Genomic DNA, 22,117 nt, shown 5'->3' with positions numbered 1-22,117 from the left:
TCGTATGGCGTGTTGATAGGCGCGGTATCGGTAATCATCTGGATTCTCATTTTTGCGAAACTTACATCAAAATTTGATAAATACAAATAAAAAAATGAGTTAAAACGCATATGAAAACTATCTTACTTCGTTATGAAGCGAGTACCTGGAAGTATTGTGCACGTAATATTATTTTTAAAGATGAACGGCAACATTCGCGCTGAAACTGAAATGAATAACGATCTCTACACCAAAGACACTTTTATGTGTCCTTCGTGCAGAGATAATTCACACTCGCTTACTTACCCACATCCCCGTTCCATCCCCCGCCCAGGGCTGCGATCAGCTTAACGCTGGTGACCATCTGGGTGCTGAGCAGTGACAGGACGCTTTGCTGCTGAGTCAGGCTGGTGTTCTCAGTGGTGGCGACGTCAAGATAGTCGATCATCCCAGCCTGATACTGGTTGTAGGTCACGCGGGCGGACTCTTTGGCGGCATCGGCAGCGTTCTGCCGGGCGACCAGCTCGCTGTCCAGCGTGTGCAGTTCGACCAGATAATCTTCTACTTCCTGCATCGCGGTTAACACGCTCTGGCGATAGCTGGCGACGTCGGCGTCATACGCGGCTTCGGCCTGTGCCACTTTGCCACGGGTGGAACCGAAATCCAGTACCGTCTGGCTGAGTTCCGGGCCTAAAGACCAGACGCGGTTTGGCAGCGAGAACAGATTGTGGAAGGCCGAGCTGGCGAAACCGCCGCTGGCGCTTAAGGTCAGATCAGGATAGTACGCGGCAGTCGCCACACCGACGGCGGCGTTGGAAGAGGCCATAGTACGTTCGGCGGCGGCGATATCAGGACGACGCTGCAACAGTTGCGACGGAATCGCATCCGGCATCGCAGGCAGGTTGAGTTTGACGTCACGTGCCGCGAGGCTGAACTGTGCGGGGGGTTTGCCGATCAGTACGGCGATAGCGTGCTCAAGCTGGGCGCGCTGCCATTGCAGATCCAGCGCCGAGGCTTTGGTGCTTTCCAGCTGAGTTTGCGCCTGCGCCAGTGTGGCACGCGAGGTGCTGCCACCGGCATACTGGTTCTCAATCACGGTCAGATAACGCTGATAGGCATCGATGCTTTGCTTATACAACGCGATTTGCTGATCCATCACCCGCAACTGGAAATAATCCTGCGCCAGTTCCGACTGCGCACTGAGCGTGGCATCGGCCAGATCGGCCTTACTGGCCTGCGCGCTGGCGTCCTGTTCTTCTGCCGTGCGGCGCAGTTTGCCCCACAAATCCAGTTCCCAGCTTGCACTCAATTGTGCGGACTGGCTGTTGCTGGTGGAGGTTGATGTGCCACTGCGCGTGCTGCCGACGGTCGCATCCACGGAAGGATACAAATTGGAACGCGCCTGTGTCACCAGCGCCTGTGCCTGACGGTATTGCGCGGCATACTGCGCGACGTTCTGGTTGGAAATCTGCACCTGCGTCAGCAGCGATGACAATTCAGGATCCTGATACACCGCCCACCAGTCGCCTTTGGCCTGGTTATCTTTCGGGATGGCGGCGGTCCAGCCTTTGGCTTCTTTAAATGCCGTCGGCATCGCCACGTCAGGCCGCTGGTAATCAGGGCCGACGGCACAGGCGCTGACAAGCATGGCCAGCACCAGCGGGGCAAGACGGAACACCATAGAACGTGTTTTTTGCAGAGTCATCAGATTCGCTTCAGGGTAATGAGTTTCAGTGTGATCAGTCATGTGTACGGGCCTCCGGCGGCGTCGTGTGAGGACGCAGACGTTGCCACAGACGATGCGTCGCGCGGCTGGTACGATCCATATACAGGTAAACCACCGGCGTGGTGAATAACGTCAGGATCTGGCTCAACGCCAGGCCGCCGGCAATCGCCATCCCCAGCGGGCTGCGCAGATCCGCGTCACCACCGCTGCCCATCGCCAGAGGCAGTGCGCCGAAGAATGCCGCCAGCGTGGTCATCAGGATCGGACGAAAACGCATCAGACATGCCTGAGTGATCGCCTGTTGCGGCGTCAGACCGAGCCGTCGTTCGGCATCGAGGGCGAAGTCGATCATCATGATCGCGTTCTTTTTCACGATGCCGATCAGCAGCAGGATGCCAATCAGTGCGATCACTGTCAGTTGCGTACCCGTCACCAGCATCAGCAGCAGCGCACCAAGTCCGGCGGAAGGCAGCGTGGAAAGAATGGTCAGCGGGTGAATATAGCTTTCATACAACATGCCGAGCACGATATATACCGCTGCCAGCGCGGCCAGGATCAACCACGGCATGGAACTGGCCAGCGCTTCAAATGCCTGCGCTGTCCCCGCATAACTGCCATGAACGGTATCCGGCAAGCCGATTTGCGCCATAGCGGTTTTCAGCGCAGCCTGGGCATCCTCCAGCGCATAGCCGTCAGCGAGATTGAATGCAATGGTGGTAGTGGCTGTCTGCCCCTGATGGGAAACCGACAGCGGTGCGTTGGCGCCACTGAAGGTGGCAAACGCGGACAGCGGCACCTGATCACCGGCTTCGGTCACCACGTATAACTGATGCAGGACATTCGGGTTGCTGGTGTAATCCGATGTCAGGTTCATCACTACATGATACTGGTTCAGCGTCTTATAGATCGTCGCGACCTGCCGCTGGCTGAAGGCGTTGTTGAGCAACGTGTCGATCATCTTCACGTTCACGCCCAGTTGCGTGGCGCGATCCCGGTCAATATTGAGCATGACCTCCTGACCGCCGGTCTGTGCATCGGAATCCACCCCGGTCAGTTGTGGCAATTTCGCCAGCGCTTTCTGCACCTTCGGTGCCCATTCACGCAGCACGGAAAGATCATCGGATTGCAGACTGTACTGATACTGCGCGTTAGCGCTGCGTCCGCCGATGTGCAGATCCTGCGCCGCCATCAGGAACAGCTGCGCGCCAGGCTCTTTGCCCGTCGCCATCATCAGACGGTTAGCCACCTGGTTGGCGGTGGCAGTACGTTTGTCGAAATCTTTCAGTCGTACAAAGAAGGTCGCGGTGTTACGTGATCCGAAACCGCCGCTGCCCGCTGAACTCATCACCGCTTCGACCGCCGGATCATCCTGAATGATCTTGCTGTATTTCAGCACCTGCGGCTGGATCGACTGGAAGGAGGTATTCTGATCCGCACGCAACATGCCCATCAGCATCCCGGTGTCCTGGTCCGGGAAGAAACCTTTTTCTACTACGGTATAAAGATAGAAATTGAGGATCACGGTGAGAAACAACCCCACCAGCGTCATTAGCTGATGACGCATCACCCAGCCGAGCGCCGCAGAATAGGCCGCCAGCAGTTTGTTAAGGCCGCGTTCGATCATGCGGTAAATGCGCGGCTGACGTTTTTCCACCGGTGGTTTGCGTTTAAGGAAACGCGCACACAGCATCGGCGTCAGGCTCAGCGATACCAGCATCGAGATGATCAGTGAGACACTCAGCGTCACCGCAAACTCACGGAACAAGCGCCCGACAATGCTGCCCATCATCAGGATTGGGATGAATACGGCGATCAGCGACAGCGTCATCGACAGTACGGTGAAACTGACTTCCTGTGCACCTTTCAGCGCCGCACGCACGGGCCCCATTCCCTCTTCGATATGCCGGGTAATATTCTCCAGCACCACAATGGCATCATCGACCACGAAACCGGTGGAGATAATCAGCGCCATCAGCGAGAGGTTATCCAGGCTATAGCCGAGCAGATACATTACCGCGCAGGTGCCGATCAGTGACACGGGCAGCGCCACGGCGGGGATCAACACCGCATTCCAGTTACGCAGGAACACAAACACCACCGCGATCACCAGCAGCGTGGCTTCCAGCAGGGTCATTTCAGTATCACGCAAAGAAGCGGAAACGTTCGGCGAACGGTCAAGGGCCAGATTAAGCTGCACATCTCCTGGCAGACTTTCTTTCATCAGCGGCAGCGCGGCCTTGATCGCCTCGATGGTTTCCAGCATGTTCGCGCCAGCCTGCCGCGTCACGCCGATCATGACCGACGGTGTGCTGTTGTAATACCCGACGTTATATTTGTCTTCGACAGAATCGTAAACATTGGCGATATCGCTCAGGCGGATTGCCGAGCCATTGATGTAGGTGACAATCAGCGGTTTGTACTGCGCGGCAGTACTTTGCTGACCATTACCTTCAATCATCCATGACTGATCCGAACCTTGCAGCAAGCCTTTCGGCAAGTTGCTGGTACTGTTGGCAATCGCAGTGCGAATGGTATCGAGAGAGATGCCATAAGACGTGACTGCCTCAGGACGCAAATCAATGCGCACGCCCGGCAGTGCAGAACCCACCAGTGAAACCTGACCGACGCCGTTGACCTGTGCGATTTTCTGTTGCAACTGGCTCGAGGCAATATCATACAGTTCACCTTTACTGCGCGTAGCCGAGGTCAGGGCCAGCATGATAATCGGCGCATCCGACGGGTTGGCTTTGCGGTAAGTTGGCAGCGACGGCATGCTGCTCGGCAATAACGCACGGGAGGCATTAATCGCCGCCTGCACGTCACGCGCCGCCCCATTGATATCGCGATCAAGATCGAATTGCAGGATAATGCTGGTCGAACTCTGCGAACTGCGCGAGGTCATTTCCGTGACACCGGCGATTTGCCCGAGCGCCCTTTCCAGCGGCGTAGCCACCGTTGCCGCCATGGTTTCAGGGCTGGCACCCGGCAGACTGGCACTGACCAGAATGGTCGGGAAATCCACCTGGGGCAGCGGCGCGACCGGCAGCAGGCGATACCCAAGCAAACCGAGCAGAAGTATCGCCATCGTCAGCAGTAATGTTGCGACCGGACGAAAGATGAAGAAACGCGAAATGTTCATTTATTCCGCCTGCTTCGCTGCACGCCGGTGACGTGGATTGAGGCGGTGAGAAAGCCGGTCAAACATCAGGTAGATCACCGGCGTGGAGAATAGCGTCAGGATCTGACTGAAGATCAGGCCGCCGACGATCACCAGCCCCAGCGGCTGACGCAGTTCCGCGCCGGATCCGCTCGCCAGCATCAGCGGCAGTGCGCCGAGCAAAGCAGCCATCGTCGTCATCATGATCGGACGAAAACGCAGTAAACACGCCTGATGAATCGCCTCACGCGGCGAAAGCCCCTGTTTATTTTCCGCATCCAGCGCAAAATCGATCATCATAATGGCATTCTTTTTCACGATACCGATCAGCAGGATCACCCCGATCAGCGCGATCAGGCTGAATTCCGTACCGGCAAAGATCAGCGACAGCAAGGCGCCCACCGCCGCTGATGGTAATGTGGACAGAATGGTCACCGGATGGATAAAACTTTCATACAGAATACCGAGCACGACATACATGGTCAGCAGCGCGGCAAGGATCAACCACAGCGTGTTGCCGGTGGCACTTTCAAACGACGCCGCCGCCCCCTGATAACGCAGGGTGATACTGTCCGGCATCGCGATATCGGCCACAGTCGTTTTAATCGCCTGTTGCGCCTGCTCCAGTGAATAACCGTCTTTGAGGTTAAACGACACCGTTACTGCCGGTAACTGGTTGAGACGCGCCTGCAACAGCGCACCGGTGCGCATGTGGATTTTGGCAACCGACGTCAGTTTGACCATGCCATTGGTGGCACCGGCATTAGTGGTTGTGGTCGAGGTGCCGCTGTCAGACGTAGAAGATGTACTGCTGGTGGTGGTCGCCACCGTGCCGGAGGTCGAAGTACTGTTGTTAGTCGCCAGGTAGACATCGTCAAAAGAGGCCGGTGACTGCTGGAATTGCGGCGCCACTTCCAGCACGACGCGGTACTGATTCGCCTGGGTAAAGATGGTGGAAACCAGCCGCTGACCGAAAGCGTTGTACAGCGCAGTATCGACGTCAGATGCAGTGATCCCGTAGCGTGCAGCAGCATCGCGATCCAGTTCTACGTAAGCAATCTGCCCCTGATTTTGCAGGTTACTGACGACTTCGCTGAACTCAGGCAATGCACTGAGTTTCTCAATCAGCTTCGGTGTCCACTCCACCAGATTTTCGCTGTCGGAATCATCAAGCGTGAACTGGTACTGGCTTGGCGTCACCTGATCGTCGACGGTCAGATCCTGCGAAGCCTGCATATAAAGTGTAATGCCCGGTACGCCTGCGGTTTCCTGTTTCAGGCGCTCAATGATTGCCGGTGCACGTTCGCTGCGTTCATCAAAGGATTTCAGGCTGATCTGCAAACGCCCGCTGTTCAGGCTGGTATTATTGCCGTCCACGCCGATGGTAGAGGAAACGCTTTCCACATCCGGATCACTGAGGATGGCAGCGGTCAGTAATTGCTGACGACGCCCCATTTCGCTGAAGGAGACATCCTGTGACGCCACGGTGATCCCCTGGATCATGCCGGTATCCTGCGACGGGAAGAACCCTTTTGGCACAATCACATACAGTAACGCGGTGAACACTAACGTCGCGGCGGCCACCAGCAGCGTGATCTTCTGATGGTTCAGCACCACGATCAGCATACGGTCGTAACCGGCGATCAGCTTGTCGAAAAACTCACCGCCTTTACGATAAAACTTGCTCTGTTTTTCTTCCGGCGTGTGACGCAGCAAATAGGCGCATAACATCGGTGTCAGGGTGAGCGACACGATCATCGACACCAGAATCGACACCGCCAGCGTAATGGCGAATTCACGGAACAGGCGCCCGACCACATCCCCCATAAATAACAACGGGATCAACACGGCAATCAGCGAGAAAGTCAGGGAAATAATGGTAAAGCCGATCTGCTGCGAGCCTTTCAGCGCGGCCTGCATCGGTGTTTCACCCTCCTCGAGTCGTCGTGAAATGTTTTCTACCACCACGATAGCGTCATCAATAACAAAACCGGTGGCGATGGTCAGCGCCATCAGCGAAAGGTTATTGAGGCTGAAACCGCACAGATACATCACGCCAAAGGTGCCGACCAGTGAGAGCGGCACGGCCACGCTTGGGATAAGCGTCGCCGCGACATTGCGCAGGAACAGGAAGGTGACCATGACCACCAGCGCAATAGACAGCAATAACTCAAACTGAACATCGCTGATCGAGGCACGGATAGTTTGTGTCCGGTCCGAAATTACGCTGATTTTGACGGACTCCGGCAGGGACTCCTGCAATTTCGGCAACTGTGCTTTGATAGCATCCACGACCTGAATCACGTTCGCGCCCGGCTGACGCTGAACGCTGATAATGATCGCCGGTTGCTTATTGGCCCATGCAGAAAGGTACTGATTTTCCGGTGCTTCGGAGAGCGTCGCAACATCGTGCAAACGCAACGCTGCCCCGTTTTCATAATTGATGATCAGATTGCCGTATTCATCTGCGGTGCGCAGCTGATCGTTGGCATCAATCGTGATGGAATGATGCGGGCCGTCAAAGCCGCCTTTGGAACCGTTGACGTTACTGTTGCCGATCAGCGTGTTGATAGTTTCCATGCTGAGGTTATGCGCCGCCAGCTTACGCGGATCTACCTGTACGCGGATCGCAGGCTGATTTCCTCCTGCCAGCGTCACCATACCGACGCCGGAAATTTGCGACAGTTTCAGCGCCACGCGGGTATTCACCAGATCCTGCACTTTGGTCAGCGGCAGCGATTCAGACGTTGCGGCCAGTGTCAGCACCGCCGCATCCGCCGGGTTGACTTTTTTGTAGGTCGGCGGATTCGGTAAATCGCTGGGCAGCAGACTGTCAGCGGCATTAATCGCCGCCTGCACTTCCTGCTCGGCCACATCAAGGGACAAGTCCAGCGAGAATTTCAGCGTAATAATCGATGAACCGCTGGCGCTGGTGGAATACATCTGACTCAGCCCCGCCATCTGCCCGAGCTGACGCTCAAGCGGTGCGGTAATACCGGAAGCCATCACGTCTGGGCTTGCCCCCGGATACAGCGTGGTGACCTGAATGGTCGGGTAATCGACCTGCGGCAGCGCCGAAGTCGAGAGCATGTTGTAGGCAAAAATTCCCGACAACAGCACGGCGACCATCAGCAGAATGGTCGCGACCGGCCGGAGTATAAAGAGGCGTGAAGGATTCATTTAGACCCGCTGTCTTTACCGGCAGTGTTTTGGTTTACCTGCGGAGCGACAGCCGTTTTATCCGCACCCGTCGTGGCCTTATCTACACCACCGCGTTGCTCACGTTCTTTCGACGAACTGCCTGCGGCGACAGCATCGTCTGAGCCTGGTGTCACAATCTCGACTTTAGTGCCGTTGTTCAGCCGGTCAATACCGGTAGTCACCACCTGCTCTCCCGGCGCTACGCCGGACAAAATCGCTACCTGGTCATCACCAAAATCCGGGCCGGATTTCACGCTGCGACGCTCAATGGTGCTGTCGGCTTTCACAATATAAACAAAGTCACCGTCACTGCTCAGTTGCAATGCCGCCGCCGGGATCACGGTGGTGTCTTTCAGCGTCGCCACCTGTAAGCGGGCATTCACAAACTGGTTCGGATAAAGTTTTTCATCAGCGTTATCGAATAATGCTTTCAGCTTGATGCTGCCGGTACTGGTATCAATTTCGTTACTGATAAATTGCAGTTTCCCTTGTCCGAGCACTTCACTGCCGTTCTGATCAAAAGCCGTGGTTGGCAACAGATTTCCCCCACGCAACGCTTTCAGCAGGGTTTGCAGATTACTTTGCGGCACACTGAAAGTGACGGCGATAGGCTGAGTCTGGGTAATGGTAACAATGCCGGTAGTGGAGGAACTGGAGACCATATTGCCCGGATCGACCAGTCGTAAACCGACATGCCCGCTGACCGGCGCGGTAATTTTCGCAAATTCAATATTCAGTTTTGCGGCGGCGATTTGTGCCTGATCGGCTTTGACGGCACCGGCATACTGACCCGCGGTCGCGATCTGGCTTTCCAGATCCTGACGTGCCAGGGAATCCTGCGCATACAATTTGCGGTAGCGTGCCAGCGTCAGTTCAGCACTTTTCAACAGCGCCTGATTTTGGGCCAGTGAGCCCTGATATTGATCCAGCGTCGCCTGATAGCTGCGCGGGTCAATCTGCGCCAGTAACTGCCCCTGCGCCACTTTCTGCCCTTCGGTGAAGTACACCTTCATTAGCTGGCCATCAACCCGGCTGGTCACCGTCACCGTGGCATTCGCCACGACCGTACCCAGCGCGCGCAAATACACCGGCACGTCCGCCTGTGTGGCCTTTCCGGCCTGTACCGGTGTTGCCATCCCCGCCATCATCTGGCCGCGCATCGCACGCATGCCGCTACGGCCCGGCTTTTTCTGGGCAGAAGGATCGGACGCACTGTGGTGAAAAGCAAAGAACCAGACCAGGATCGCGGCAACGATAATGGTGACAACAATCCACAGGAATGTGTGTTTTTTGGGACGAGACGAGGCAGTCGGCAGCATAAATTTCTTGGTTTCGCAGTAATAATGAGAAGAAAACAGCTGAAAAATGACCTTCAACCAGAGATTTTCAATATCAGTCAAAAACACATTATCTCTAAAAGCGTCAATGGCTGTTTTTAGGACAACGTAAAGATTTTGCTAACAATTAAGAATTTTTATTTCATTCAGCAGGATGAATGATACCCGCTAATTTATCCTTTCACGCCTGCTAATGTTAAGAACTAAATGAGAATGAATATTGAAGATGGCGACAGAAAAGCATCAGGAAATGTCAGGCTGCTTTAGAATTTTGTCAGGAAAACCCGGGAATAGCGCGAAATTCCCTCTGCCCACACACCTTATAGGGTTATAAAACCAGAGCTAAATCCTGAAAATATGACCTATTGATAATTTATATTGTTTGCGCCAGCCGCGGCTTGATATGGTGAAATTTCTGATTGTTTTTCATCTCCATGCAGGGACTCAGGCGAATGCAGACAAAATTTCAATCCAGGCCGGTCATTGGGGTAACACTCGACAGTGAGGAGGCCGGTGGCTATGCCGATTATCCTTGGTATGCCTTGCGTCAAAACTATATGACCAGCCTGGCGGAACTGGGCGCGGTACCGCTGGCTTTGCCGCATCACGCGACGCTGGCCGATGAATACCTGGCGCTGTGCGATGCCATTGTCGTGACCGGCGGGGCATTTGACGTGCCGCCTGAACTGTTTAATGAACCACAAACCAGTGATCAGGTTCGCCTGAAACCCGCCCGTACCGAATTTGAAAAAGCCATCGTCAAAGGTGCCATGCAGCGCAACATGCCGCTGCTCGGGATTTGCGGCGGTCAGCAGTTGCTCGCCGTGTTAACCGGCGGCACGCTGTATCAGCATATTCCCGATGCGTTACCCGATGCCCTTGAACACAGCACCACCATTGACACCGAAAACGCAGGCGGAAAAAAACGTGCGCACCATCCGGTAGAAATCGTTGAAGGTTCGCTGCTCAGCCGCTGCGTGGATCGCGATAATTACGATGTTAACAGTTCGCACCATCAGGCGGTGAAAACCGTGGGGCCCGGTTGCATCGTGAATGCATATGCACCCGACGGGGTGATCGAAGGCATTGAATGCGAGGATTATGATTTTTGCCTCGGCGTGCAATGGCATCCTGAATATCAGCAAAATACGCAGGACACACAGCTTCTTAATGCATTCGTGGCCGCCGCCTCACGTTATCAGCAGTCGATGCGCTCAGCAGGTAAAGCGATGACGGAGGCCATGAACGAGGTGATGGGTCGTTCGGGGGACGAACCGGCATGAGACAGGCGCAACTTAAGGCGCAAACGGAGCAGATACTGCGGGGTCTGCATATCGATCCGGCGGTTATTGCACACCGCACACTGCCGTATTTCGAAGACGTAAGTGAACACTTACTGGTGGAGACGGAAACCGATGCCGACACCGGTAGAATATACCGTCTGACCGCCCCCGCTTCTGCCGCCTGGCACACCATGAAACAGCATGCTGCCGCAGACGGCGTGGCCATTTATCTGGTTTCCGCCTACCGAAGCCTGAGTTATCAGGCTGATTTAATCCGCACCAAACAACATGCAGGCATAGCACCGGAAGTTTTCTTCACCTCACTGGCCCCGCCAGGATGCAGTGAACATCACACCGGCTGCGCGGTGGACATCAATACCCCCGGCTGCGATGAAGTGACAGGTGTTTTCGGCGAAACCGCGGCTTTTACATGGCTGCAAAATAACGCTGCCCGCTTCGGGTTCGTGATGTCATTTCCGCAGGGTAATCCGTGGGGATTTATTTACGAGCCGTGGCACTGGTGCTGGCATCCGCAATAAAACACAGTGACCTGCGTCTCAGTTTCCATCACTAAAATTGTTGCCTGAAGATTTATCTGACAGGCCAATTTTCTGTTCCATTTTTCGAACAAATAAAACACACTATGTGTTCAACAGGTGTCTGCCAGACAGATGCCTGATTCCAACATCTTCTTATAAGTCATAAATTTCAATGCAATCAGATACCGTTTCGCGCAGGACAGCATGGCTTCGCGTTGTGATGATGGCTATTGCCGCATTCATCTTCAATACCACCGAATTTGTGCCCGTTGGGTTACTCTCCGACATCGCCGCCAGTTTCAATATGCAGACAGCACAGGTCGGCCTGATGCTGACCATTTATGCGTGGGTTGTCGCGCTGATGTCGCTGCCACTGATGCTGTTAACCCGCAATGTTGAACGAAAGCGCCTGCTGATCGTTATCTTTTGCCTGTTTATCGCCAGCCATGTGTTATCTGTCATTTCCTGGAGTTTCTGGAGTCTGGTGGCCTCACGCGTTGGTATCGCCCTCGCCCATGCCATTTTCTGGTCGATCACTGCCTCGCTGGCGATCAGGGTGGCACCGGCCGGTAAAAAGACGCAGGCACTCAGTATGTTAGCGACCGGCACCGCGCTGGCGATGGTACTTGGTTTACCGCTGGGCCGCCTGATCGGGCAGTATCTTGGCTGGCGTACCACCTTTATGAGCATCGGCATCGTTGCGCTGCTGACGCTGATTTGTCTGATTAAACTGCTGCCACCGTTGCCAAGTGAACATACCGGTTCCCTGAAAAGTGTGCCGATGTTATTCCGCCGCCCGGCACTGGTCGGTATGTATCTGCTTACCGCATTGATAGTGACCGCTCACTATACGGCGTACAGTTATATCGAACCGTTTATCCAGAGCGTGGCCCACATGGGTGAAAACTTCACGACTTTCCTGCTGCTTATTTTCGGCGGCGCCGGCATTCTCGGCAGCATTGCGTTCAGTTTGCTCGGCAACCGCTTCCCGGCTGCCATGCTCAGCGGCCCGATCTTACTGGTCACGCTTAGCATGCTACTGTTATTTGTGGCAGTCATGAATCCGGTCGCGATTTCAGTGCTTTGCGTGATCTGGGGGCTGGCGATGATGATTATCGGCCTGGCGATGCAGGTGCGCGTCCTGACGCTGGCGACCGACGCGACTGACGTCTCAATGGCATTGCTTTCCGGTATTTATAATATCGGTATCGGTGCCGGTGCACTTATCGGTAATCAGGTGAGTCTGCATCTGGAAATGAGCAACGTCGGCTATGCCGGTGGCCTGATCGGCTGCGTCGCATTCGTCTGGTGTCTGACAATTTTCAAACGCTATCCGCAGCTGAAAGCGACGAACTGAATACGGATTAGCAAAACGCTCAGACCGAATACAAACCCTGTATTCGGTCTTTTTTATACCCGTTGCTTCAATACGTTAGCGCAATAACTTCAGATTACCGGTCAGCGATTTAATCCATTTTTCCGGCCCCACCAGCCCGACGCCATCTATAACTTCATCGTATAAATCCCGCAGCGGAAAAGCGGTTTCGTACTGTTCGAACTGATGCATAGTGCGGGCAAATGCCGGGAACGGCACCACGCCGTGCTCGCCTCCGGCATCCAGTGCTTTAAACATCAGCGCCTTAATGTGATCGGGCGTGGCCTGCAAAATGGGCAACGGAGTTTTAGAGATAGTATCGGTCGTGACGCCCTTCACATCGCTCAGAGAAGTGCCTGCCAGCATCGGGAATTTTGCTGCTAATCCGATACCAATCACACCTGCTGTATTTGCCAGTAATCCCGGCGGGAGTTCAGGATTGAGGATAATTGCCACCCGCAGGTTATTTGCCATTTTGTCCGCCCTTTTCATCATTATTGATGACAAAAATGATAGCGTTAAGCTGCGGAAAGGTGCTTCCTTTTTGCGCGGTAAAATGCCCTAATTTGGTTATCTCTTTCTAAAAATCACATTTAAAAGGCAGATTATGTCCATATCTGAAATTTCACCGGCAGACCTTCGCATTCTTAAACAACTTCAGGGTTCGGGCAGAATGACCAATCAGGAGCTGGCCGAAAAAGTGGGCATGGCGGCATCACCCTGCTGGCGGCGCATGAAACAGCTGGAAGACAGCGGCGTGATCACCGGCTATCAGGCGAATATCGACCGGAAAAAAATCGGGCTGGGGTTGCTGGCCTTTATCCGGGTGAAAATCGACAGTCACAGCGAGGAAGATGCACAACGTTTCGAGTTACAGGTTGGCGCACTACCTTCGGTAATAGCCTGTTATGCCATTGCCGGAGACGCAGATTTTCTGTTGCAGGTGGTGGCGAAAGATCTCGACAGTTTTTCCAGTTTCGCGATGGAAGTGGTACGCCGCTTACCCGGCATCAAGGAGATGCAAACTTCGTTTGTGCTCAGGGAAATCAAACCGCTGGATGTACTGCCGCTGGAGGGAATTTAAGGACGATGCGACAAAAAACCCATCATTTTCGCGTATGCTGAAACCTCAAGTTTTCAACAGGGATGAGATAATGAGTGCTGATACAAGAACCGTAGAGATTCTGCAATACACCTTACAACCGGGTATGGGAGCCGCGTTTCATCGCATCATGAGTGAAATCAGCGTTCCCCTGCATCGCCGCTGCGCAATCGATGTCGTGTCATTCGGTAATTCGTTGCATAATCCGGACTGCTATTACCTGATCCGTGCATTTGAGAGTATCGAAAGTATGGATAAGATCCTGGAAGAGTTTTATGCAGGCGATGACTGGCGCCTCGGCCCGCGTGAAGAGATTATCGGTTGCATTGAAAACAGCCTGAAAACGATACTGATTTTGCCCCTGCAGAGTGTCGAGGGCTTGCGCGTACAGTGAATAATTTTGAATCAAATGCCGCTTTGAGGGCATGACAACTAGATAGTTATGCGATAAAATTTACATAAATATGCAAAATCCCTTTTACCCGACGCCGGTTTTGCGATATCAATATAGGCATTGAAACCTTAAGCAGACAGACCCCATTCATACAGGATCTAACGATGACAACTATTCTCAAGCACCTTCCGATTAATCAGCGTGTGGGGATTGCATTCTCCGGCGGTTTGGACACCAGTGCAGCCCTGCTGTGGATGCAGAAAAAAGGGGCCATCCCTTATGCCTACACAGCTAATCTGGGTCAGCCTGATGAAGACGATTACGATGCTATCCCGCGTAAAGCGCTGGAATACGGTGCAGAGAAAGCCCGTCTGATTGACTGCCGTAAGCAGCTGGTTGCAGAAGGGATTGCCGCCATTCAATGTGGTGCATTCCACAACACCACCGCAGGTGTCACCTACTTCAACACCACACCGCTGGGCCGTGCCGTTACCGGTACCATGCTGGTGGCTGCGATGAAAGAAGATGGCGTCAATATCTGGGGTGACGGCAGCACGTATAAAGGTAACGACATTGAGCGCTTCTATCGTTACGGCCTGCTGACCAATGCTGAACTGAAAATTTATAAACCGTGGCTGGATACCGACTTTATTGATGAACTCGGTGGCCGTCATGAGATGTCTGAATTCATGATTCAGTCCGGTTTCGATTACAAAATGTCGACCGAGAAAGCCTACTCTACTGACTCCAATATGCTGGGCGCAACGCACGAAGCCAAGGATCTGGAATTCCTCGATTCCGGCGTCAAAATCGTTAACCCGATCATGGGCGTAAAATTCTGGGACGAGAATGTAGTCGTGAAAGCTGAAGAGGTGACTGTTCGTTTCGAGCGTGGTTATCCTGTTGCGCTCAATGGCATAACCTTTGATGACAGCGTTGAGCTGATGATGGAAGCCAACCGCATCGGTGGCCGCCATGGTTTAGGGATGAGCGATCAGATTGAAAACCGTATCATCGAAGCCAAAAGTCGTGGTATCTACGAAGCCCCGGGGATGGCACTGCTGCACATCGCTTACGAGCGTCTGCTGACCGGTATTCATAACGAAGACACCATCGAGCAATATCATGCGAATGGCCGCGTGCTGGGTCGTTTGCTGTATCAGGGCCGCTGGTTCGATCCACAGGCGCTGATGTTGCGTGACTCCGCACAGCGTTGGGTCGCCAGCGAAATCACCGGTGAAGTGACGCTTGAACTGCGTCGCGGCAACGACTACACCATCATGAATACCGTTTCTGAGAACCTGACTTACAAACCAGAGCGCCTGACCATGGAAAAAGGCGACTCAGTGTTCTCACCAGATGATCGTATTGGTCAGCTGACCATGCGTAACCTGGATATCACCGATACCCGCGAGAAGCTGCAAAACTACGTTGAGACAGGCTTACTGACCTCTTCTGCTTCTACCGGTTTACCGCAGGTGGATAACAACAACCTGCCGCGCGGATTGCAGGTGAAGAATAAGTAATTGCTGTTGGTTTAAACGAGCGGGCAGGATGATCATCATTACTGATGCCCTGCCCGCTCAATAATTTGCACCTAATGATTTCGTGTACGGCGTTCAATTAACTGATGTGTTTTCGGGTCGTAATAACGACTCGGCCAGATCACCGCAGGATGCACGCCAATCGCCTGACCAATCAGTATTTCCCCTTTCGGCCACGGACGCGAAAGCGCATTCGATAGCGTCGAAGAACTTAACCCCGCAGCCCGTGATACCGCCGCCAATGTCGTGCCCTTCTTACGCAACGCCGCAATAATATCTGCCTGATGCCAGTCGTGATTATTCATGGGCTTGTGCTCCTGATGCCAGGATCACAGGGGAATGTGGGAAAGGTAAAAAGGTAGGGTTATGTGAAGTTTTCATTTTTCAATTTCCAGTGGATGAGGTGTAAAGCTACCACTGGAGTTCTCACGCTCTTGGGTGGTAGCCCAGACGGGGGTGAGAATACCGGCTCCACTAGCTACCGGCCTGACCGAAGTCAGCCCCGCCTGAGCCACCATAGAACGTCATAAATACCATCAAAAGTATGTATAACGGGTAGGCAAAAGCGGTGAAGCAAAATTTATGCTGTCACTAGTAGAGTAGACGGGTTCTCACGCCCGGCTGCGGATTTTGCCGCAGCGACGCAACTATAGCGTAAAGCGCGTGACTAAACCAAGTGGCTAAGAACGAAACTGAGGTGATGATTCCAGATAAATTTAATGGTTTGCAAGGAGTTGCAAAGACCGCAGGTTTGCTCCTCCCCCTGCGAAGGGGGAGGCTGGGTGGGGGTTTAGCAAACCATAAAATAGTAAAAGCTTCCGCATTCCGATCTGCTCTTAATCCCCCACCCCAACCCTCCCCTTAGCAGGGTATGCAGCTGATTTGCATCGTTTTTAAACTTTTGAGTTCAAAATTTAGACATGCAGAAATGACGTACAGGAAATACGAATAATCGGGATTGGGTAGACAATTTTTGGGGTATTAAACAGATTTGAGGAAGAAGCTTTTGGAGCGGGTGAAGGGAATCGAACCCTCGTATAGAGCTTGGGAAGCTCTCGTTCTACCATTGAACTACACCCGCCTAGGTGTGCGACTGGCATTATAACCGGTTACGACGGCGGAGCAAGACGTGATTGCGGATAAGCGCTGGAGTTTTAAGCAGTTAGCATTTGTCGTGATCTGCAGCATGAAAAAAGGCGCCGGAGCGCCCTTTTGTAGTTTCTGAAGAAAACTTATTTCTGAGTCTGCGGACGCATCGCCGGGAACAGAATGACGTCGCGGATGGTGTGGCTGTTAGTGAACAGCATCACCATACGGTCAATACCAATGCCCAGACCGGCAGTCGGTGGCAGGCCGTGTTCCAGCGCTGTCACGTAGTCTTCGTCATAGAACATCGCTTCGTCATCGCCTGCATCTTTCGCAGAAACCTGATCAGCAAAGCGCTGTGCCTGATCTTCCGCATCATTGAGCTCGGAGAAGCCGTTACCGATTTCACGCCCACCGATGAAGAATTCGAAACGGTCAGTAATTTCAGGGTTCACATCATTACGGCGCGCCAGCGGAGAAACTTCTGCCGGATATTCCGTAATGAACGTTGGCTGGATCAGCTGTGCTTCGGCAGTTTCTTCGAAGATCTCGGTCACGATACGGCCCAGGCCCCAGCTCTTCTCGATTTTGATACCGATAGATTCTGCGATAGCGGTCGCTTTAGCCAGATCGTCGAGATCGGCAACGTCAGTTTCCGGACGGTATTTGCAAATCGCTTCACGCATGGTCAGCTTGGCGAATGGCTTGCCGAAATCGAAGGTCTGGTCGCCATACTGCACCACACTGCTGCCCAGAACGGATTCAGTCAGGGTGCGGAACAGGGATTCGGTCAGAACGATCAGGTCTTTGTAATCCGCGTACGCCATGTAGAGTTCCATCATGGTGAACTCTGGGTTATGACGCGGAGAAACACCTTCGTTACGGAAGTTACGGTTGATTTCGAATACACGATCGAAGCCACCGACAACCAGACGTTTCAGATACAGTTCCGGCGCGATACGCAGGTACATGTCGATGTCGAGCGCATTGTGGTGAGTGATGAACGGACGCGCCGCCGCGCCGCCAGGGATCACCTGCATCATCGGGGTTTCGACTTCCATGAAGCCGTTTTCCACCATGAAGCTGCGGATGCCCGACATGATCTGAGAACGGATCTTGAAGGTTTTACGGGAATCTTCGTTAGCGATCAGGTCGAGATAACGCTGACGGTAACGCGCTTCCTGATCCTGCAAGCCGTGGAATTTATCCGGCAACGGACGCAACGCTTTGGTCAGCAGACGCAGTTCAGAACAATGGACCGACAGCTCGCCGGTCTTGGTTTTGAACAGCTTACCGGTCGCACCCAGAATATCGCCCAGATCCCATTTTTTGAATTGCTCGTTATAGATGCCTTCAGCGAGATCATCACGAGCCACGTAAAGCTGGATACGGCCGCCGACATCCTGCAGGGTGACAAAAGACGCCTTGCCCATGATACGGCGGGTCATCATACGGCCACCCACGGTGACTTCGATGTTTAATGCTTCCAGTTCTTCGTTGGTCTTTTCGCCATATTTCGCATGCAATTCATCAGAGATGCTGTCACGACGGAAATCGTTAGGGAAAGCGATACCGGATTCGCGCAGTAAAGCCAGCTTCTCACGACGAGATTTCAGCTCGTTGTTAAGATCTGGTACATTTTCTGCACTTTGCGCTGCTGGTTGTTGCTCAGACATTTTGGTTCCTCATAACCCGGCTTTCAAACTTGCCTCAATGAATTTATCCAGGTCGCCATCCAGTACGGCCTGCGTATTTCGCGTTTCAACACCCGTGCGTAAATCTTTGATACGGGAATCGTCCAGCACGTAAGAACGAATCTGGCTGCCCCAGCCGATGTCAGACTTGTTGTCTTCCAGCTGCTGTTTGTCCGCATTTTTCTTTTGCATCTCATACTCATAAAGCTTCGCACGCATCTGCTTCATGGCCTGATCTTTGTTTTTATGCTGGGAGCGGTCGTTCTGACATTGGGTCACAATGTTGGTCGGAAGGTGGGTAATACGTACCGCAGATTCCGTTTTGTTGACGTGCTGACCACCCGCACCTGACGCGCGGTATACGTCGATACGCAGGTCGGCAGGGTTAATTTCGATTTCGATATCGTCATCCACTTCCGGATACACAAACGCGGAACTGAACGAGGTATGGCGACGACCGCCGGAATCAAACGGGCTCTTACGCACCAGGCGATGGACGCCGGTTTCGGTACGCAGCCAGCCAAACGCATAATCGCCGATGATCTTGATGGTCGCAGATTTAAGCCCTGCCACTTCACCATCCGATTCTTCGATAACTTCAGTTTTGAAACCTTTGGCTTCCGCCCAACGCAAATACATGCGCAGCAACATGCTCGCCCAGTCCTGTGCTTCCGTACCACCGGAACCAGCCTGGATATCGAGGTAGCAGCTCGCACTGTCGTATTCACCGGAGAACATGCGGCGGAATTCAAGCTGTTCCAGTTTGGCGGTCAGTACATCGAGTTCAGCAACCGTCTCATTGAAGGTGTCTTCATCGTCGGCTTCTACAGCAAGTTCCAGCAGGCCGGTGACATCTTCTGCGCCCTGCAACAACTCATCGATGGTTTCAACGATAGCTTCCAGAGAGGAACGTTCTTTGCCCAGCGCCTGCGCACGTTCTGGCTCGTTCCATACGTCCGGCTGTTCCAGCTCGGCGTTTACTTCTTCGAGGCGTTCTTTCTTGGCATCATAGTCAAAGATACCCCCGAAGAACCACTGTCCGATCGGACAGGTCCTGAATGCGGTTTTTAACCGGATTAATTTCAAACATGATTTTCGCGTCTTACGTTAGATTCGGAGTTGGCCCAATGCCATTCGAACCGCAGATTCTAACGGAATTAGCGGTCTTTTTATAGCAAGGAGCCGTTTTTTTGCAGGGTTTATTGCCGGCGTAAATCGCTTATTTCGGCCATAAATGTTCGATAATCAACTGAACGTTGCGATTTCCACGGAATTCATTGATATCCAGCCGGTAGGCCAACTGCACTTCACGGATACTGCTGTCCGGCCAGAAAGTCGGATCGATATTAAAGGCAATGCCGTCAAGAAGCGGACCACCGCCGACAGGTTCAATCATCAGCTTGAGATGACGCTCCTTCAGCAGTTTCTGTTGCAGGATGCGGAACCTGCCGTCAAAGGTTGGTTCCGGGAACGCCTGTCCCCACGGGCCGCCATCGCGCAGCATTTCAGCTGTATCAAGGGTCAGCTCGCGGGCAGTCAGTTCCCCATCCGACCAGATCACACCTTCAAGATGAGCGGGATCCAGCCATTCGCCCACCAGTTCAGCGAATTTATCGCGAAATTCATCGAACTTGCTCTCTTCAAGCGATAAGCCAGCCGCCATCGCATGGCCGCCAAATTTCATCATCAGTCCGGGATTGAGTGTATCGAGACGCTCCAGCGCATCACGCATATGCAAACCGGCGATAGAACGGCCGGAGCCTTTGAGAATGCCTTCACCCGCTGGTGCAAAGGCTATCACCGGACGGTTAAAGCGCTCTTTCAGGCGTGATGCCAGAATGCCAACCACACCCTGATGCCATTCGGGGTGATACATCGCCAGCCCGAACGGCAGCGCGTCGGTGCTGCGTTCCAGTTTGTCACACAGCGCCAGTGCTTCGACCTGCATGCCCTGCTCTATCTCACGGCGGGTCTGGTTCAGCGCATCCAGATCACTGGCCAGCGCACGCGCCTGCCCGATGTCTTCGCTGAGTAAAAGCGCCACACCAACCGACATATCATCAAGACGTCCGGCGGCATTCAGCCGTGGCCCGAGCGCAAAACCTAAATCACTGGCGCACAGCGTACGGGCTTCGCGCCCGGCCACTTCCAGCAGAGCACGGATCCCCGCCCGGCATTTTCCGGCACGAATACGGTTCAGCCCCTGATACACCATGATGCGGTTGTTGGCATCGAGCGGCACGACGTCAGCCACGGTGCCAAGCGCCACCAGATCCAGATGTTCCGCCAGATTCGGGATAGCCAGGCCGTGTTGTTCAAACCAGCCGCTCTCGCGTAATGCACTGCGCAACGCCAGCATCAGATAAAATGCCACGCCAACACCCGCCAGCGATTTGGACGGAAACTCGCAGCCGACCAGATTCGGGTTAATGATCGCTTCGGCATCCGGCAATGTTTCGCCCGGCAAGTGGTGATCGGTGACCAGCACCTGAATGCCTTTTTCATGGGCAAGCGCCACACCCGCGTGGGAAGAAATGCCGTTATCAACGGTGAGGATCAACTCTGCACCGCGTGACGCCGCCTGTTCGACCACTTCCGGGCTGAGACCATAGCCATCTTCAAAACGGTTCGGCACCAGATAATCCAGGTTCCCACAGCCCATACTGCGCAACGAAAGCAATGTGAGCGCAGTACTGGTTGCGCCATCAGCATCAAAGTCGCCAACGATAATTATGCGCAGACGTTCAGCCAGTGCTTTTTGCAGTAAGGCAACGGCGGTATCAATACCATCAAGTTGCTGATAAGGCAGCATGCCACGTACGCTGCGCTCAAGCTCCTGGCTTTGTGTCACACCGCGGGCGAGATACAGGCGGCGTAAAAGCGGGGAGAGTTCGGCGGGAAGATCCACGCCAGCCGCCGCCTCCCGACGGCGAAGTTGGGTCTGCAAGGTCACGAAAAATCAACCACCGGTTTTATGTGAAGGATCCTGCTGGTCGAGCATGGCAGCCATTTCTTTTGGCGGCTGATAGCCAGGGATCAAAGTACCGTCTTCCAGCACAATGGCCGGAGTGCCTGTCACTCCGAACTGGACGCCCAGCTCAAAGTGTTTCGCAATATCACTGGATTGACAGGTTGCCGGCGTAACATCATCGCCACGCATTGCCGCATCAAAACTGGTTTTGCGGTTGCCTGTACACCAGACCGACTGCATGTCTTTCTCGGTTTTAGAATTCAATCCCTGACGCGGGAAGGCCAGATAACGCACGGTTATACCAAGATCGTTATAGTCCTGCATCTGCTGATGCAGCTTGTGACAATAGCCACAGGTGATGTCGGTAAATACCGTGATCACATGCTTTTCGTTTTTGGCTTTGTAAATGATCATCTCGTTTTGTAATGCATCCATCTTCTTCACCAGCGCTTTGTTGGTGACGTTAACCGGATGACTGCCGCTGACGTCATACAGCGGCCCCTGCAAAACGTGTTTTCCGTCGTCGGTAATGTAAAGGGTGCCGCTGTCGGAAGAGACCGCGCTCAGGCCGGTTACCGGCGAAGGCTGGATTTCGGCATGGCTCATGCCCAGTTTGCCCAGCGTGGCTTTGATGGCTGCTTCGTCAGCATGGACGGCGGAACTCATACACGCAGCCATAAGCGTCAGCAGCATTAAACCTTTTTTCATCATGTCGTCCTTTTTCTCCGG

At 53.6% G+C, this 22,117-nt stretch carries 17 protein-coding genes and 1 tRNA gene; 6 read left to right on the top strand and 12 right to left on the bottom strand.

Annotated features, from left to right (window positions below; translation table 11 throughout):
• Positions 1-277: 277 nt before the first annotated feature.
• From ETV65_RS20420 to ETV65_RS20405, 4 genes are read right to left on the bottom strand one after another with little or no spacing between them, the layout of a single operon-like run.
• Positions 278-1,726 carry an efflux transporter outer membrane subunit gene (locus ETV65_RS20420; protein WP_129954913.1) on the bottom strand — a complete coding sequence of 483 codons (1,449 nt, stop codon included), beginning with the start codon at positions 1,724-1,726 and terminating at the stop codon, positions 278-280.
• Positions 1,719-4,844: an efflux RND transporter permease subunit gene (locus ETV65_RS20415; protein ID WP_129954912.1), complete on the bottom strand. Its 3,126-nt coding sequence runs from the start codon at positions 4,842-4,844 to the stop codon at positions 1,719-1,721. Before ETV65_RS20415 ends, ETV65_RS20420 begins: the two co-directional genes overlap by 8 nt.
• Positions 4,845-8,042, bottom strand: coding sequence for an efflux RND transporter permease subunit (locus ETV65_RS20410; RefSeq protein ID WP_129954911.1), 3,198 nt, complete (start codon positions 8,040-8,042; stop codon positions 4,845-4,847).
• Positions 8,039-9,382: an MdtA/MuxA family multidrug efflux RND transporter periplasmic adaptor subunit gene (locus ETV65_RS20405; RefSeq protein WP_129954910.1), complete on the bottom strand. Its 1,344-nt coding sequence runs from the start codon at positions 9,380-9,382 to the stop codon at positions 8,039-8,041. Before ETV65_RS20405 ends, ETV65_RS20410 begins: the two co-directional genes overlap by 4 nt.
• Positions 9,383-9,852: 470 nt before the next feature.
• Between ETV65_RS20405 and ETV65_RS20400 the strand changes: the two genes are divergently transcribed.
• The 3 genes from ETV65_RS20400 (at position 9,853) to ETV65_RS20390 (ending at position 12,579) form a co-directional block, all read left to right on the top strand.
• The gene (locus ETV65_RS20400) at positions 9,853-10,683 is read left to right on the top strand and encodes a gamma-glutamyl-gamma-aminobutyrate hydrolase family protein (RefSeq protein ID WP_129954909.1); all 831 of its coding nucleotides are present in this window, start codon (positions 9,853-9,855) and stop codon (positions 10,681-10,683) included.
• Positions 10,680-11,222 (top strand): M15 family metallopeptidase, encoded by a 543-nt coding sequence (locus ETV65_RS20395; RefSeq protein ID WP_129954908.1) that lies wholly within the window; start codon positions 10,680-10,682, stop codon positions 11,220-11,222. The genes ETV65_RS20400 and ETV65_RS20395 overlap by 4 nt, the downstream gene beginning before the upstream one ends.
• Positions 11,223-11,394: 172 nt before the next feature.
• The gene (locus ETV65_RS20390) at positions 11,395-12,579 is read left to right on the top strand and encodes a sugar transporter (RefSeq protein ID WP_129954907.1); all 1,185 of its coding nucleotides are present in this window, start codon (positions 11,395-11,397) and stop codon (positions 12,577-12,579) included.
• A gap of 75 nt (positions 12,580-12,654) precedes the next feature.
• On the opposite strand, the gene ETV65_RS20385 is transcribed toward ETV65_RS20390, so the two are convergent.
• Positions 12,655-13,071 carry a DUF2000 domain-containing protein gene (locus ETV65_RS20385; protein WP_129954906.1) on the bottom strand — a complete coding sequence of 139 codons (417 nt, stop codon included), beginning with the start codon at positions 13,069-13,071 and terminating at the stop codon, positions 12,655-12,657.
• Between the two features lie 133 nt (positions 13,072-13,204).
• On the opposite strand from ETV65_RS20385, the gene ETV65_RS20380 reads away from it, so the two are divergent.
• From ETV65_RS20380 to argG, 3 genes are all read left to right on the top strand, one after another.
• Positions 13,205-13,681, top strand: coding sequence for an Lrp/AsnC family transcriptional regulator (locus tag ETV65_RS20380; protein ID WP_129954905.1), 477 nt, complete (start codon positions 13,205-13,207; stop codon positions 13,679-13,681).
• Between the two features lie 70 nt (positions 13,682-13,751).
• On the top strand, positions 13,752-14,093 hold the full coding sequence (locus ETV65_RS20375) for an NIPSNAP family protein (RefSeq protein WP_129954904.1): 342 nt from the start codon (positions 13,752-13,754) through the stop codon (positions 14,091-14,093).
• A gap of 164 nt (positions 14,094-14,257) precedes the next feature.
• Complete coding sequence (argG, locus tag ETV65_RS20370; RefSeq protein ID WP_129954903.1) at positions 14,258-15,619, top strand: argininosuccinate synthase; 1,362 nt, start codon at positions 14,258-14,260, stop codon at positions 15,617-15,619.
• Positions 15,620-15,690: 71 nt separating this feature from the next.
• Here the strand turns inward: argG and ETV65_RS20365 are convergent, their stop codons facing one another.
• The 7 genes from ETV65_RS20365 to dsbC form a co-directional block, all read right to left on the bottom strand.
• Positions 15,691-15,942: a helix-turn-helix transcriptional regulator gene (locus ETV65_RS20365; RefSeq protein ID WP_129954902.1), complete on the bottom strand. Its 252-nt coding sequence runs from the start codon at positions 15,940-15,942 to the stop codon at positions 15,691-15,693.
• Between the two features lie 72 nt (positions 15,943-16,014).
• Positions 16,015-16,155 (bottom strand): ash family protein, encoded by a 141-nt coding sequence (locus ETV65_RS20360; protein WP_129954901.1) that lies wholly within the window; start codon positions 16,153-16,155, stop codon positions 16,015-16,017.
• 489 nt (positions 16,156-16,644) lie between these two features.
• Positions 16,645-16,718, bottom strand: a tRNA-Gly gene (locus ETV65_RS20355).
• A 151-nt stretch (positions 16,719-16,869) separates the two neighbouring features.
• Positions 16,870-18,399: a lysine--tRNA ligase gene (lysS, locus tag ETV65_RS20350; RefSeq protein WP_129954900.1), complete on the bottom strand. Its 1,530-nt coding sequence runs from the start codon at positions 18,397-18,399 to the stop codon at positions 16,870-16,872.
• A 9-nt stretch (positions 18,400-18,408) separates the two neighbouring features.
• Positions 18,409-19,507 (bottom strand): peptide chain release factor 2 gene (gene prfB / locus ETV65_RS20345; RefSeq protein WP_129954899.1). Its coding sequence is split into 2 segments (ribosomal slippage): positions 18,409-19,431 and positions 19,433-19,507, totalling 1,098 coding nucleotides; the frame shifts between segments, so codons are not numbered across the junction.
• A gap of 129 nt (positions 19,508-19,636) precedes the next feature.
• A complete protein-coding gene (gene recJ / locus ETV65_RS20340; protein ID WP_129954898.1) occupies positions 19,637-21,370 on the bottom strand; it encodes a single-stranded-DNA-specific exonuclease RecJ in 1,734 nt (577 codons plus the stop codon).
• A gap of 6 nt (positions 21,371-21,376) precedes the next feature.
• Entirely contained in the window at positions 21,377-22,096 is a 720-nt protein-coding gene (gene dsbC, locus ETV65_RS20335; protein ID WP_129954897.1) for a bifunctional protein-disulfide isomerase/oxidoreductase DsbC, read from the bottom strand.
• Positions 22,097-22,117 lie beyond the last annotated feature (21 nt).

The sequence above is a fragment of the Rahnella sp. RFA10(1/100) genome, assembly GCF_004195115.1.
In the GTDB taxonomy this organism is placed as follows: Bacteria; Pseudomonadota; Gammaproteobacteria; order Enterobacterales; family Enterobacteriaceae; genus Rahnella; species Rahnella perminowiae.
Note: the sequence above shows the minus strand (reverse complement) of the source record. Positions and strands in the feature narration are given on the sequence as shown.